Here is a 14,229-nt window from a genome sequence, read left to right as displayed (position 1 = left end):
CGGATATGAATCAGCAGACACCGTTAAAACAAGTCGATTTTATCTACGTCGACAGTTGTATGCGCGTGTTTGTGAACAATAAGGAGTTAGGATAATGAAAATGCCATGGCGTCTCTACACACCTTTACTGATAGTCATACTTACAGGGTGTGATAGTGGGCAAAAAGCAGCTGAATCGGTTAAGTTGCGTCAAACCTCGATGGATAATATGGTTTCTATTCCCGGCGGGCGTTTTCAGATGGGGGATTTTGGACCGTTAGTGGAAGATAAGCTGCCGTATAGTCTTGATCCGTCGACCCGACCGTTGCACTGGGTTTCATTGCACGATTTTAAGATGGGGAAATACCGGGTCACGTGGGGGGAGTTTAACCGTTGGTTGGATATACAAGGAAGAGAACATCTTGAGTTTTACACTAAGGGTAAAAAGAGCGAACTTACCTATTGGGATATTCTTGGCGATGATTACCCCGCAAAAGTTTCATGGCGGGATGCAAAAGCCTATTGTCAATGGCTAGGGAAGTCGAGTGGAAAAAAAACGGATTTACCCACGGAAGCCCAGTGGGAATACGCAGCTCGGAGTGGGGGGCAGTTTTTAATTTTCGGTAACAGTGATAATCAAATGCACTATGAGCAAGATCCTGAACGAAACTTTGTACCATGGGGAAAACCCGTCGGCAGTTTTGCACCGAACCACATTGGGTTGTACGACATGATGGGCAATGGTACAGATTGGATCAATGATTGGTACAGTGAGGATTATTATCAACACTCACCAGAAGATAATCCGCAAGGTCCTGATAGTGGAAAGGAAAAAGTGACCCGAGGCTACCATGGCAGTATAGATGGTGCATTCACAATCTCTAGAGGTGCAAAAGCTCCTGACCATGAGTATGGTTCTGGATTTCGGTGTGTTGAAAACCCTTGAATGGGTTAACCCTATCGAACTGTATGACATGATGGGCAATGGAACGGATTGGGTTAACGATTGGTATAGTGACGATTATTATCAACATTCCCCCGAAGAGGATCCGCAAGGACCGGAAACCGGAACGAAGAGAGTCGTCCGTGGTTATCGTGGCAGCGTTGATGGCACATTAACGATCACTCGGGGCGGTGAACATCCTGACCGTGAATTTGGAAATGGGTTTCGGTGTGTCGAAAATCTATAATCCCATTGAGAGGATTAATATTTTATCCAGTATGCGCTGTAATCGTTCGATAGCGACACCTGAAATTCAAATATCACCCGGTCATTACCGCCAAAATCTGGCGGCGCTGTATCAACAAAGTCCCCAACACCTATTTCAATCACTGAAAATTATAGCCAATAATTAATATTAAAATACTAAGTTAATATTTTTTGAATATCACACCTACCCATTACTATTTAAACTCTTATGACTAAAAATATTATTTTACTGGGTGATAAAACCAGTCATGGTGGCACCGTTATTACCGCAACTTCCGATATTATTATTAATGGAAAAAGAGCAGCTAAAATAGGTGACTTAGTCAGTTGCCCCAAAAAAGGTCATGGCACTAATGCCATTATTGAAGGTGCTACAGACCTTACGTGTAAAGGCATTCCTGTTGCCGTGGATGGAAGCAAAACAGAGTGTGGTTGTTATCTCATTGCTAGTATTACTGACTTTAATTTAGGATAATTATGTCTTGGAATAAAAAAGCATCGCTACAAGTACCTAAACCTCAAAAACCTCCTTACGTTAAATGGATTATAGCGTTAGGTTTAACATTATTTTTTCTATTTTATTCACTCTATTTTAACGCTCAAAAAGACGTTCTTGATACAGGTAGAGGAAAGATTATCACAATCCTTATGGCTACAGCCCCGTTCATTACTATTTTAAGTGTCTTCTTTGTAAAACTTATTTTTTATTTTAAATTAAAAAATAATTATGAATTCTTAGAAAATGAAAAAAAATATGCGGATAAAAAGTGGGAGGAATGGGGTTCAAGAGCAATTAGTATATTAGACTCCGTTATTTTGCTTCCTGATAAAATCACATTACCCTATATTTTAAAACATCAGAGTTCACATATCGCAAGCTACCAACTACCAAAGAGAATTAATTATTTACCTGAAGATAAATCTCCGTGTTTTATTTTACTAAGGACACTTCAAGATAAAATTCTTGAAGTCAGTACAAAATACCCTTTCTCTGTTCACTATTTAACAAATCAAGACCTCAGCACATCAAGAAAAGAATTTGAATATTCATGGGAAAAATTATTTCATACCCCACCACCACACAATGTAAATTTCACTCATGAACTAGATTACAACTACATCGAAGACACTGTAAGAAACAATGAAGACCTAATCCAACTTGTACTCATTGAGCAGGCATATAACCAAAATCAATCTGCCGCTTTTTCAGCGTTTATTTTTACTTCCGATGAAGTCGCTTTGGCATATCAACTCAATACGATTGCTAATGTAAAAAGACCGATGCCAATCACAATCGATGAAGATAAACAGAATGCCATCCATCTATTTACTGAAATACAGACTGAATCAAAAAATACGTTACTCTGTTTTTCTGACAATAAATGCCAAAACGATTTAATCGGCGCACTTTTCAGCGCCTCTGAGGCACTCCCTAAAATAGAACCCAATAAGTTACTTAACTTAGAATTTTTTATTGGTCCAGTAGGTGAATTTTCAAGTTGGTTAAATTTAGCCATCGCCATTGACTATGTTTCTCAATCCAAGAACTCAGCATTAACACTTTCTCAAGATAATCAATCAATGTTTATTGGAACTATTACTTCGAGTCCATCGATATGAATATAAAATTGAATAAACCCGTAGTGAAGACATTTTCTTTCTTCATTTTTGTTGTCTTACTATGCCTTTGTGTTTGGTTCTATGGTGAACATTTTTACCTAGAAACAGAGTTCAAAAAGTACATTGCGATCGGTATTATTATTTCTTCTAGTCTTATTTATAGTGCCGTTCGATGGGGATTCCATCACAAAAAAATAGCAGATCACCGTGAGGAAAACAAAGACACCGGTACTTACCCAGATAAAGATAAAAAATCCATCCTCAATAACCAGAATTTATCCCCCATATTAGCAACCCTAAAATCCCAATACGGCACTTTCTGGCATTCCAAAGTCTCCATTCAACTCCTCCTCGGCTCCCACTCCGCTGTCGAAAAACTGGCCCCTAGCCTGACTCAAGAAATCTGGCAAGAATGTGATGGCACACTACTCATCTACGGTGGTGACATCGGGAGTTCCATAGATTCAGAGCGACTAGAAACCCTCAAACACCTACGCCGACGTCGTCCGCTCGATGGCGTGATTTGGGTGACTGAAAACAGCATTTCGTCCCAGCTTTTAGACAATAGCGTTACTTTCACTAACCTCAATACCGCAACAGCCCATAACGCCGGGCGTACTATCCAAAACCTCTTCCAAGAATTAGGTTGGCGTGCGCCAGTTTGGGTATGGAGTGTCAGTGACCAACAATCCCTCAGCGCTGTCGAAACGCCCGCTATTCTCTGCATGACAGAGCAAAATATGCCTGCCGAGGCGCTATCCCCTAGCTTATTAAGCCTGATCCCCGCTCTTGTGATCAACGGAACCCAAGCGTTATTGCGTGAACAGAAACACACCTATCTGCTCGCCTTAGCACAATTTCTACAAAACGGTGGCAGCCAGCAGCTTGCGACCGCATTAGCCCCACTCAATACCCAATTACGTACGCTGCCTTTTTCCGGCATCACATTTAGCCCTTGCATCAATCCGTTAAATCATCAGCGTTTGCCAAATAGTTGGCACCCTGATACCCGCTGGAAAAGCTGGTTGAATGTGCAATCTGAACTGGCATCCGGTTTACAGCCTGCCGCTTTAGGCTTTGACAAAAAACGTCTCGTTCAATACGGTGCTGCCACCGCGATGACACTCTGGGGCGCAGGCATGATTGTCTCTTACTTCGCCAATCGCCAGCTTATCGAAGAAAGCTACCAAAGCGCGAGCGTCGCTGCTAACAACCAATTACCGGAGACTGAACGCCTCAAAGCCCAGTATGATTTTCAGCAAACCCTAGGCTTACTCAATCATCGCGAACAAACTTCTGTGCCTTTCTGGCTCCATTTTGGGCTAAACAGTAATCAGCCACTATTAGCCCATTTATGGCCGCTATATCAACAAACGGTATTACCGCCTTTGCGGGATACCATCGCTCAACAATTGACTCAACAATTACAAGCCTATGCCCAGTTATCCCCTAACAGTGATGACCGTCGTCAAGCCACCCAAGGGGCGTATCAAACCCTAAAAACCTACTTAATGATGAGTACCCCTGAACGCATGGATCCGGCGTTTTTTACTGATAGCGTGCTCACTACCCTTCCCGTTCCACAAGGGATGAACGAAGGCGAATGGCAAACCCTCGGCAAAGAATTACTTATGTTCTATGCCCAGCAGCTACCGAAGCACCCTGAATGGCAATTAACTGCCAACAATAACCTGATTAATCAAAGCCGTACTTTACTCATTCGACAAATTGGTCAACGCAGCGAAAGTGCCACGCTGTATCAAGAAGTATTATTACAAGCGCAGCATCAGTTCCCAGATATGACCTTAGATGATATGACCGGCGATACCGATGCCAGCTTTTTATTCACCACCAATGAGTTTGTGTCGGGAATTTTTACCCGCAAAGCATGGGAAGAATCTATTCAACCCGCCATCAAAAAAGTGGTTGAATCCCGCCGCAATGAAATTGATTGGGTATTGAGTGATAGCCAGCATGAACTTAGCCAAGATATTTCGCCAGATGTGCTTAAACAGCAGCTCACCGAACGCTATTTTGCTGATTTTTCTGATAGCTGGTTAAACTTCCTCAATAGTCTGCAATGGCGCCATACTGAAAGTTTGTCCGATACTATTGACCAGTTATCTTTGATGAGCGATGTGCGCCAGTCACCAGTCATTGCATTGATGAATACCGTGGCGTATCAAGGGAAAACCGGACGACAGCAAGAAAAGCTCGCCGATTCCTTTATGAACTCCGCGAAAGACCTGCTCAACAAAGAACAGAAACCCGTCATTAGTCAGAAAGCCGACTTTACGGGTCCACTTGAAGATACCTTTGCCCCTGTTCTGAGTTTTGTGGATCCGCAAGCCACCACGCAAACAAGCGATAACCTCAGCCTACAAGCCTATCTCACCCGTATCACTCGCGTACGATTAAAGCTTCAGCAAGTGGTTAATGCGCCGGATCCGCAAGCGATGTCTCAATCCTTCGCGCAAAGTATTCTAGAAGGTAAAAATGTCGATTTCGCCGAAGCGCGGGATATGGGTAGTTTGATTGCCGCCAGCTTTGGGCAAGAGTGGCAAAGCTTTGGGGATGCGCTGTTAGTGGAGCCGATGACCCAAGCGTGGCAGCAATTACTCACACCAACCGCCCAAGGCATTAATAGCGAATGGCAAAATGCCATTGTCAGTGAATGGAACAACGCTTTCGGCGGACGCTATCCGCTAAAAAATACCCAAAGCGATATCTCCTTACCATTAATGGCGCAATATCTGCGTCCTGATAATGGCCGTATCCAACGATTCTTAGAAACACGTTTGCAAGGCGTATTACGCAAAGAAGGCAATCACTGGGTACCGAATAGTACGAATGCCCAAGGCTTACGCTTTAATCCTGCTTTTTTAACCGCGCTAAATACCCTGACAGAGTTAGGTGATGTGGCTTTCGCGAACGGGGAAGCGCGTCTCTATTTTGAAATGCGCCCGGGCACCAGTAAAAACGTGATGCAGACGATATTGGTGATCGATAAGCAAAATCTTACTTACGATAACCAATTCCCTGAATGGCAACGTTTTGTTTGGCCTGCGGACACGGTCGCGTCAGGGGCATCATTAACCTGGATGACCACGTCTTCGGGAACCCGACTCTATGGCGATCATCGCGGTGTTTGGGGTCTGATCCGTTTACTCGAAACGGCCAACGTTGCGCCTTATGCAGGCAGCACCAGTAGCTATACCGTTTCGTGGGTAACACCGGATGGCAACACGTTGAATTACCAACTGCGCACCGAAATGGGTCAAGGCCCGCTGGCGCTATTAAAACTGCGCAATTTCGTTCTACCTGAAAAGATCTTTTTGGATTAGCCATCGATAGGACATCACCTATGCCTTTATTAACTGCTTTGCGCACCGCTTGCTTTACTGGAAATCCGCTTGCCGCTAACCTGCTTGTTGAGCAACAAGTGGCACTATGGGAGCGCTGGCTACTGCCCATTACCGCCGAAAATCCAATGGGGGATGACCCCGGTTATGACGATGACTTCGAACGCATGAAAGAAGAAGTCAATAAACTTTCAGGCTCGGATACGGAGTTAATTTGCGCCCTTGCCGAGAGCCTCCTGACCAACGTCTGCAAAGATGCGCGAGTTATCACCTACTATATTTGGGCGCGTTTGCATCGTGAAGGGGAAACGGGATTAGCCGATGGACTCGGTCTACTCGCAGGATTACTGCATCGCTACCATGACAGCCTACTGCCTTCGCGTCCAAATAGCCGAAAAGCCGCCATCGAATGGCTGGCAGGTCAACGTGTCCTCGACAGCTTATCTCTCTACCCTGAGGTGGATAGCAACGAATTTTCCCGCATTGTGGCGCTACTTAGCGCGATAGTGGATGAGTTTAATACATGGGATGAAGCAAGCCGCCCTAGCCTTGCTCCCCTCTTACGCGCCTTAGAAAATCGACTCGCCCAATCGGGAGGGGCTGATAGCGTCGTCCCGCAAAATATCAAAGCGTCGGAAAATGTCGCGACAAAGCAAACGGCCTCGGGTATCAGCCCCATCGCCCCCATCCAATCGGGTCGCGAACTGCTCGACCAAGCAAAAGTGCTCGCCAATTATCTACGTAATCAACCCAACGGTTGGCTGTCAGGTCATCGACTGATGAAATCCGTCCGTTGGGATACCCTACACCAATCGCCACCTCAGAACCAGCATGGTTGCACACGTTTAGCGCCACCGCGCTCGGATGCGAAAGCCCAATTAAAACGTTTATATTTGCAACAAAACTGGTTAGAACTCACCGAACAAGCCGACCGGTTATTTGCTGAAGGCGTTAACCATTTTTGGTTAGATGTTCAATGGTACTTACATCAAGCACTCAGTAAATCTCCCGCGCCTTGGGATGGTTGGGCGGACGTTATTGCCTCGGATTTAAAACAGTTTTTATTGCGCCTACCGGGGTTAGAAAATCTCGCTTGGGAAGATGGCACGCCTTTCGCTGATGAAGTCACGTTAGTGTGGATCAAACAGCAGATTCTAGAAGACAATATTCAGTCCCTCCATCACATGCCCGTTCAAGGCGCAGATGACGATGATAACGGCTCGATATTTGCCTTAGAGCAAGAAGCATTAACGCAAGCCGATACCGAAGGGGTAGAAGCCGCCCTAGCATGGTTAATGTCTCGTCCGAATATTCAGACCACCCGCCAAAAATGGCTATTGCAATTGGTAATGGCAAGAGTGGCAGAGCAGTTTGCCCGTCATGATTTGGCACTGAACTTATTGCGTGAATTAGATAATCGCGCTGAGCACATGCAACTGGCTGATTGGGAGCCGCATTCCCTGTTTGAAGTCAAAGCCCGCCAATTACAACTTCTGCGCGGCAAAGCACAGCGTAATCCCCCTGATAAAGCTGATTTACATCACCAAATGTCTGAGTTACTGGCTCAGCTAACACGATTAGACCCTGTGCGAGCGTTAGTGCTCTATCCCTAAATTAATCAAAGAGAACCACACTAATGGATGATTTAACCCTTCGCTATTATGATGCAGAAATGCGCTATCTACGCGAAGCTGCGAAAGAGTTCGCCCAAGCTCACCCCGACCGGGCGGCACTATTGGATTTAGACAAAGCCGGCATTCCCGACCCTTTTGTTGAGCGATTATTTGAAGGTTTTGCTTTTTCGATGGGGCAACTTCGCCAAAAAATTGATGATGATTTACCGGAATTAACGGAAGGATTAGTCAGTCTACTTTGGCCTCATTATTTACAAACCATCCCTTCCCTGTCCGTGGTTGAACTTGCACCGGATATTCACGATATGAAATTATCGTCGGTGATCCCTGCCAATTTTGAAGTACTTTCACGCCCGATTGGTGAGAAGAAAACCGTTTGTCGTTACCGCACCACGCGGGATTTAACCTTAAACCCCATTACGCTATCAACAGTGAATTTAACCACTGAGCCTGATGGGCGTTCCGTGATCCGATTACGCTTCGATTGTGCAAAACTGGTCGATTGGAAACAGAGCCCTCTTGGTGCCATTTCCTTCTATTTAGCGGGTGACGTCCCGACCACTTACGCCCTGCATCTAGCCCTCACCAAACACGTCGCAGCGACCTATATCCGTTTACCATCATCCCCTGACCGAGTTCGTTTACCGCTGTGGTTTTCTCCCGGAGGATTTGCGGAAGAAGATCAATTGTGGCCCAAAGGAGATAGTACCTTCAGTGGCTACCAGTTATTGCTAGAGTATTTTTCTTTTCGCGAAAAGTTTTTCTTCGTCAACTTAAACGGGCTTGGTGAAATTCAATTACCTGAAGGATTAAGTCACTTTGAACTGGAGATTGTGCTCGATACCTTGTGGGATAGCGACATTCCATTAAGTCGCGATAACCTAAAATTGCACAGCGTTCCGGTGATCAACTTATTCAATATTGAAGCGGACCCTCTTACCGTTAACGGGTTAGAAAGTGAATATTTACTGCGTCCCCGCCGCCTACAAGATGGGCATACCGAAATTTATGCTGTCGATACGGTTCATGGTACAAGGCGAGGTGAACACATTCACTATGTCCCATTCAGCAGCTTTCGCCATCGAGGCGGCATGTTGCGCCGCAATGCACCAGAACACTACTACCACACTCGCGTTAAGCGCGGTGTTAGTGGGTTGCATGATACATGGCTGATTTTAGGCGGAGAACGTGAACAGCCTACCGCCACCCTTGAAAGTGAAACCTTATCGTTGCAATTAACCGGCACTAACGGGCAACTTCCACGCAAAGCGCTGCAAAGTACATTGCTAGACAGAACCGAAGAAACACAACAAACCCAGCTGCAAGTTCGCAACTTATGCAAGCCAACCCTGCCTTGCTATCCCCCAGCCGAAGACCGTTTCCATTGGCGCGTTCTCAGCCACCTTGGCGCCAGTTTCCTCAATATGATGGATAACGTAGAAGTATTACGCGGCACATTGGCGCTCTATGACTGGCGAGAGGATGATTTAAACAGCCGCAAACTCGATGCCATGATCCACGTTGAACAGCACCTTATCGAGCGCTTCGAAAAGGGCTTTTTACAGCGTGGTATTGCCATCGATATCACCCTTGATAGCAACGGATTTAACGGTGAAGGTGATATTCATCTCTTTGGTGAAATGCTCAACCGCTTTTTCGCACTGTACACCGACGTGCATCTATTTAACCAATTGACTCTCCATATTTTACCAACAGGAAATAGTCTCACATGGACAGAGAACCATCCTCAGTAAATCAGCTTTTTGATGCGCTAGGGGAGCGTCTACCACGGGTTAACTTCTATCGGTTTTGCCAGCTGCTAGAACAGAGTAATAAACAACGCCCGCCACTTGGTAGCACCCAAGACCCGAAAACAGATGTTATCCGGTTTCGTCCCCATCGTGGGATGGGTTTTCCTGTCACCGAAATTAAAGGTATCGACATTGAAGACCGCTACCGAGATAGCAATACGCCCAGTATTCGAACGACCTTTTTAGGGTTATATGGCGTCACATCGCCGTTACCCACCGCCTACCTCGATGACATCGCGCAACAACGGGAAGGCACCGAATCGCTTACGGATTTTTTGGATATTTTTAACCATCGGATCACGACTCAATTTTACCGTATTTGGCGAAAATATTCCTATCCAGCGACCTTTTCCGCAGGTGGCGAAGATGAAACTTCCCAGTATTTATATGGCTTAATTGGCTTAGGAGTCCCAGGCACTGCCCAACATGTGCAAGCGCCTTTATCCCGCTTTCTCGCCCTATTGGGTACATTGCGTTTTCCAACCCGCACCGCAGAAGGCGTTGTGTCACTCGTTAAATTACTCGCGCCTGACACTCACGTAAAAATCAAACCCCATGACCCGCGGCGCATCGAGCAAGCTACTCAAACGAGGTTATCGTGCAGAACACCGATGACCTTAACCAATAAACCCGTTTTAGGTCAGTATTCTACCGATGTAAACAGCCAAATTTTGATTACCTTACAGACTGATAACTTTGATGAAGCCCGTAATTGGCTGCCAGATGGGCAGCTGTATCAAGACTTAATGGCGCTATTGCATGTCTACCTAGGGTCAAGAGTCAATGCGCGTCTTTGTCTCAAATTACCCAGAAAGTTGCTCCCTAACGCAACGTTAAGCACGCAATCTCACCAAGGTGTTCAACTGGGACGTACTGCCGCAATGGGTGCACTCGCGCCTAATGCCGCTCCCCGAGAACACATTATTACCTTAAATTTAGGGCGCTATCAGCGATTATCGGCAACATTACACTCTACGCCGCCCTCACATTACGCTAATTATCGATTCTAATTCTGGGACTCCCCTATGAAACACATCCCTTTATTGCCACTTTGCGGCAAAACATTGGTGCTTCTGACTGCATTAAACCTCGCTGGATGCGGGCTCACTCAAATGGTCAGTGATGGCACTCGCAGTGCAGCAAACGCGATATTTTATAAGCAAGTGAAAGTCGTCCATCTCGATTTCGTGGCGCGTGAAGCACTCAATACCGATGATACAGGCGCATCGCTGTCCACCATCATTCGCGTATATCAATTAAAAGATACGGAAAGCTTTGATGAGAGTGATTACGCGTCGTTATTTGCCAAAGATAGCCAAGTACTCAAATCCTCTCTCGTGATCCAAAAAGATTTACGTATTCGTCCAGGTGAGTCGATTTCCCTCGATATGCCCCTTGAAGACGGCGCTGAATTTGTTGCCGTCGCCGTGATGTTCCATCACCCTGACCTTATTACCGACGACTGGCGCGTGGTGATCCCCAAAAAGCGGTTACTACCGGATGACCCACGCTTACTCACCCTCGCGGATAACTCCATGACCTTAAAACCACTCGGAGAAAAATAGCATGTCCCAACCTTCATTATATGAAATGTTGACGGGGTATTTTGCGGGTGGATTGGATATTGATGCTATCCCAGAACATGACCAAGTGATGGTCTCTGTGATGGACAATATTCGCCGCATTCTCAACGCCAGAGCGGGCAGTATCGAGCATCTTCCCGACTACGGGTTACCTGATATGAGTAAAATGATCCAAGGTCTCCCCGGTACCGCTCACAATATGATGACCATTTTATCGACAACGTTACTCAAGTATGAGCCCCGCATCAAATCACTCTCTTTAGTTTTATTACCACAAAACCGCTTTGGGGCACTCCATTACGCCCTTGAGGTTGAATTACATGAGCAAGGTTTGATCCGCTATGGCACTGAGTTTATGCCGGATGGACGCATTCTCGTGCACCATCTAAAAAAACAATTCGATACGATTTAAACCGACGACAGCGTGAGAAGACTATGAATCCAGATTTAAACACATTGCGCCTTGGTGGCGACCCGCGCACGCTGGCTGATTTTGCTGCGCTCAAAGAAGAATTAAATAAACGCTTTCACCCTGCCCGCCCAGATGTAGACTGGGCGCGAGCTCATGGGCTATGTTTGTCCTTATTCAACCAAAACGGCGCTGATTTACAAACTTGCGCGTGGTTTACGCTGATCCGCCAGCATCAAAATGGCATCGCGGGATTAAACGAAGGCTTATCTTTACTCCAACATTTACTGAGCCGCTACTGGCAAGGATTATGGCCACAACAGACCCATGCCCGAGTTGAAATCCTCGCTACGCTGAGCCAACAATTGATAACAGGGTTACGCGCCCATGCACCTGTTTATGCAGACCTGCCAGCACTGTATCAAACTGAAGCCACCCTCAACCAAATTGGACAGTTGCTGCAAACATTAGAGCTCAAACACCTCACTCAGCTGGAACGACTGCAAAACTTGCTCACCACCCAAGCCAAACAGCTCGAAAATACCGATGTTCAGGGCAGTGGTTTTATTCCACCAACACCGCTCCAATTGCCAAAAACCTCACCATCATCATTTCATGCCCGTACCGCAGCAACACCAATTTCCATCAAAGCCAATGCCACCATCAGCACACCAACACCGACCAAGCCTTCTTACCGCAAAGGCATTTGTGTGGGCCTGGCTTTCGGTATTGTGCTCACAGGCGCGCTGTGTGCAGGAACCTTGTATGCGTTACACCCGCAAATCAATAACCACGTTTTAGCGCAAGCGCTACCCCAGTTACCTGACTTTACGCCGAATATTGCCTCAATTCTTGAGCAACAATTACAACCTAATGCCGCGCAACCGAATAGTTTTTCTCCTGAAAAACTCAAGGTAATCGATAACTACCTCGTGGAATTAGAGTCCGTCTCCCCAATTTGGTCTCAGCAGTATGGGCTTAGCATGGTAGGTTACCTCACGAAGCAATATGGTGAACGGCAAGAAGTCAGCGCATTTAACGATAAATGGCAGCAAAATATGCAAATTAACGCGTTATCTAACGATAAATTGCAGCAATGGTCTGAAGGAATGGCAGAGTTAAATAATCTCAGTACGCGCTTAGACAGTCTCGATGGTAAACCTCGCAGCTATATCACGGGGTCTGAATTAAAAACCATTATTTTCAATGCCCGCCAGCATTTTAATCAAAGCGTTCCGTTAGAAGAAGAATTGCGTCGTCTTGAGCAACTTCAAACCCAAGGTTCCGTCCCAGAGTCTGAATACCAACGGATTGATAACCATTTTAAACAACTACTCAATCGCTATGCCTTGATAAAACAAAGCGAAAAATAAACCTATTTATTCCTAAGCAATACCTGTGTGGAGCACCTTATTCGTGCTCCATTTTTTTCAGTGATATACTCGTTTAAATTAACATGATAATTATTTTTCAAGGAATACCCCATGCTTCGCTGTGCTGCTCGTATCACCCACCAGCTACGTCATACATTTTATTCTCGACCACGCTTTTTGGTCTCGCTTATTGTTGCTTTCATCACTTTCTTCTCTTTATTTAAAACACAAAATCTGATTATTAACTTAATTATCAGTTGGAATGCATTTGCGTGGTGCTATTTGCTGTTTCTGTTCCAGAGAATTATTAGCCACAATGTGAAAGACATTCGTAAGCTGACAAAAATCGAAGATGAAAGCGCGAGCATGGTAATATTTTTCTTGATGTCAGGCTGCTGCGTCAGTTTATTAGCCTTATTTTTTGCCTTGGGCGGACACAGTGATATCCCGAAAGCCGATAAAATTTACTCTTATATTTTAACTGCCTCGACATTGATATCCTCTTGGCTGCTCTTACCCACCGGCTTTACCATGCACTATGCCCATCTCTATTACGGTCATAGTGAAAATGAAAAACCGTGGCTAATTTTCCCCGATAAAATCACCCAACCCAGCTATTCGGATTTTATGTATTTTTCATTCACCATTGCCGTCGCCTCACAAACAGCCGATGTGGAAGTTGCCTCAACCCCTATGCGACGCGCAGTATTGCTCCAGTCCGTTATTTCATTTGTCTTCAATATGGCCATTTTAGGGTTGTGTATTAATATTTCTGCCAGCTTCTTTTAAAGGGTAAACACCCTTTATCGGAATAACTTGTCAAAATAAAAAGAGTTAGCCTGCTATCACAATAAAAAAATATTCAATGCGGGATATTGACAATATCCCCATATAGATCTAAAAATACTGTATATTAATACAGTCTTTAGTAGAGGCTATTATGTTACGCATCGAAGTGTTATTTGATAAGAATTCACCACAAAAACCAAGTGGCTTGGTTTTACAAGCTTTAGAGTCTGAGATTTTACGCAAACTACAGTCACAGTACCCTGATATGGTCACTCGAGTAGGCTTTAGCTCTCAGCAGGCGATTAATATTTCAGGAACAAAGATTGCGGATGACAAATTACGCATTGAAGAGATCTTAGAAGAAATTTGGATGGATGACGGCTGGCTACCTGAAGCAAATACCGATGACTAGATAATTCGCAGAGAAATGGAAGGGTAATATCCATCTTCCATTTCTTA

At 45.2% G+C, this 14,229-nt stretch carries 13 protein-coding genes; all 13 read left to right on the top strand.

Annotated elements, in window-relative coordinates:
* Nucleotides 1-94 precede the first annotated feature (94 nt).
* The 13 genes from GKR48_RS11485 (at nucleotide 95) to GKR48_RS11425 (ending at nucleotide 14,182) form a co-directional block, all read left to right on the top strand.
* Nucleotides 95-925 (top strand): SUMF1/EgtB/PvdO family nonheme iron enzyme, encoded by an 831-nt coding sequence (locus tag GKR48_RS11485; RefSeq protein WP_154627210.1) that lies wholly within the window; start codon nucleotides 95-97, stop codon nucleotides 923-925.
* On the top strand, nucleotides 909-1,169 hold the full coding sequence (locus tag GKR48_RS11480; protein ID WP_336431154.1) for a formylglycine-generating enzyme family protein: 261 nt from the start codon (nucleotides 909-911) through the stop codon (nucleotides 1,167-1,169). Before GKR48_RS11485 ends, GKR48_RS11480 begins: the two co-directional genes overlap by 17 nt.
* A gap of 228 nt (nucleotides 1,170-1,397) precedes the next feature.
* Nucleotides 1,398-1,664, top strand: coding sequence for a PAAR domain-containing protein (locus GKR48_RS11475; protein ID WP_154628184.1), 267 nt, complete (start codon nucleotides 1,398-1,400; stop codon nucleotides 1,662-1,664).
* Between the two features lie 2 nt (nucleotides 1,665-1,666).
* Complete coding sequence (locus GKR48_RS11470; protein ID WP_154628183.1) at nucleotides 1,667-2,809, top strand: hypothetical protein; 1,143 nt, start codon at nucleotides 1,667-1,669, stop codon at nucleotides 2,807-2,809.
* 8 nt (nucleotides 2,810-2,817) lie between these two features.
* Complete coding sequence (locus tag GKR48_RS11465) at nucleotides 2,818-6,153, top strand: ImcF-related family protein (protein ID WP_230088651.1); 3,336 nt, start codon at nucleotides 2,818-2,820, stop codon at nucleotides 6,151-6,153.
* Between the two features lie 20 nt (nucleotides 6,154-6,173).
* Nucleotides 6,174-7,784 carry a type VI secretion system protein TssA gene (tssA, locus tag GKR48_RS11460; protein ID WP_154628181.1) on the top strand — a complete coding sequence of 537 codons (1,611 nt, stop codon included), beginning with the start codon at nucleotides 6,174-6,176 and terminating at the stop codon, nucleotides 7,782-7,784.
* A 23-nt stretch (nucleotides 7,785-7,807) separates the two neighbouring features.
* Nucleotides 7,808-9,559 (top strand): type VI secretion system baseplate subunit TssF, encoded by a 1,752-nt coding sequence (gene tssF / locus GKR48_RS11455; RefSeq protein ID WP_006662671.1) that lies wholly within the window; start codon nucleotides 7,808-7,810, stop codon nucleotides 9,557-9,559.
* Nucleotides 9,535-10,626 carry a type VI secretion system baseplate subunit TssG gene (tssG, locus tag GKR48_RS11450; RefSeq protein WP_154628180.1) on the top strand — a complete coding sequence of 364 codons (1,092 nt, stop codon included), beginning with the start codon at nucleotides 9,535-9,537 and terminating at the stop codon, nucleotides 10,624-10,626. Before tssF ends, tssG begins: the two co-directional genes overlap by 25 nt.
* Before the next feature lie 15 nt (nucleotides 10,627-10,641).
* Nucleotides 10,642-11,181 (top strand): type VI secretion system lipoprotein TssJ, encoded by a 540-nt coding sequence (gene tssJ / locus GKR48_RS11445; protein ID WP_154628179.1) that lies wholly within the window; start codon nucleotides 10,642-10,644, stop codon nucleotides 11,179-11,181.
* A 1-nt stretch (nucleotide 11,182) separates the two neighbouring features.
* A complete protein-coding gene (tssE, locus tag GKR48_RS11440; protein WP_006662674.1) occupies nucleotides 11,183-11,611 on the top strand; it encodes a type VI secretion system baseplate subunit TssE in 429 nt (142 codons plus the stop codon).
* Between the two features lie 23 nt (nucleotides 11,612-11,634).
* Complete coding sequence (locus tag GKR48_RS11435; RefSeq protein WP_154628178.1) at nucleotides 11,635-12,981, top strand: VasL domain-containing protein; 1,347 nt, start codon at nucleotides 11,635-11,637, stop codon at nucleotides 12,979-12,981.
* Between the two features lie 111 nt (nucleotides 12,982-13,092).
* Nucleotides 13,093-13,770 carry a DUF1345 domain-containing protein gene (locus GKR48_RS11430; RefSeq protein WP_154628177.1) on the top strand — a complete coding sequence of 226 codons (678 nt, stop codon included), beginning with the start codon at nucleotides 13,093-13,095 and terminating at the stop codon, nucleotides 13,768-13,770.
* A 151-nt stretch (nucleotides 13,771-13,921) separates the two neighbouring features.
* Nucleotides 13,922-14,182 (top strand): DinI-like family protein, encoded by a 261-nt coding sequence (locus GKR48_RS11425; protein ID WP_036952942.1) that lies wholly within the window; start codon nucleotides 13,922-13,924, stop codon nucleotides 14,180-14,182.
* Nucleotides 14,183-14,229: the final 47 nt, after the last annotated feature.

The sequence above is a fragment of the Providencia sp. wls1943 genome (genome assembly GCF_009706275.1).
GTDB classification, from domain to species: Bacteria; Pseudomonadota; Gammaproteobacteria; order Enterobacterales; family Enterobacteriaceae; genus Providencia; species Providencia zhijiangensis.
Note: the sequence above shows the minus strand (reverse complement) of the source record. Positions and strands in the feature narration are given on the sequence as shown.

What these genes read in the sequence shown, in the direction of transcription:
- GKR48_RS11435 (WP_154628178.1), top strand. Translation starts at nt 11,635, where the DNA reads ATGAATCCAGATTTAAACACATTGCGCCTTGGTGGCGACCCGCGCACG.
- tssJ (WP_154628179.1), top strand. Translation starts at nt 10,642, where the DNA reads ATGAAACACATCCCTTTATTGCCACTTTGCGGCAAAACATTGGTGCTT.
- GKR48_RS11485 (WP_154627210.1), top strand. Translation starts at nt 95, where the DNA reads ATGAAAATGCCATGGCGTCTCTACACACCTTTACTGATAGTCATACTT.
- GKR48_RS11475 (WP_154628184.1), top strand. Translation starts at nt 1,398, where the DNA reads ATGACTAAAAATATTATTTTACTGGGTGATAAAACCAGTCATGGTGGC.
- GKR48_RS11425 (WP_036952942.1), top strand. Translation starts at nt 13,922, where the DNA reads ATGTTACGCATCGAAGTGTTATTTGATAAGAATTCACCACAAAAACCA.
- tssA (WP_154628181.1), top strand. Translation starts at nt 6,174, where the DNA reads ATGCCTTTATTAACTGCTTTGCGCACCGCTTGCTTTACTGGAAATCCG.
- tssG (WP_154628180.1), top strand. Translation starts at nt 9,535, where the DNA reads ATGGACAGAGAACCATCCTCAGTAAATCAGCTTTTTGATGCGCTAGGG.
- GKR48_RS11430 (WP_154628177.1), top strand. Translation starts at nt 13,093, where the DNA reads ATGCTTCGCTGTGCTGCTCGTATCACCCACCAGCTACGTCATACATTT.
- tssE (WP_006662674.1), top strand. Translation starts at nt 11,183, where the DNA reads ATGTCCCAACCTTCATTATATGAAATGTTGACGGGGTATTTTGCGGGT.
- tssF (WP_006662671.1), top strand. Translation starts at nt 7,808, where the DNA reads ATGGATGATTTAACCCTTCGCTATTATGATGCAGAAATGCGCTATCTA.
- GKR48_RS11470 (WP_154628183.1), top strand. Translation starts at nt 1,667, where the DNA reads ATGTCTTGGAATAAAAAAGCATCGCTACAAGTACCTAAACCTCAAAAA.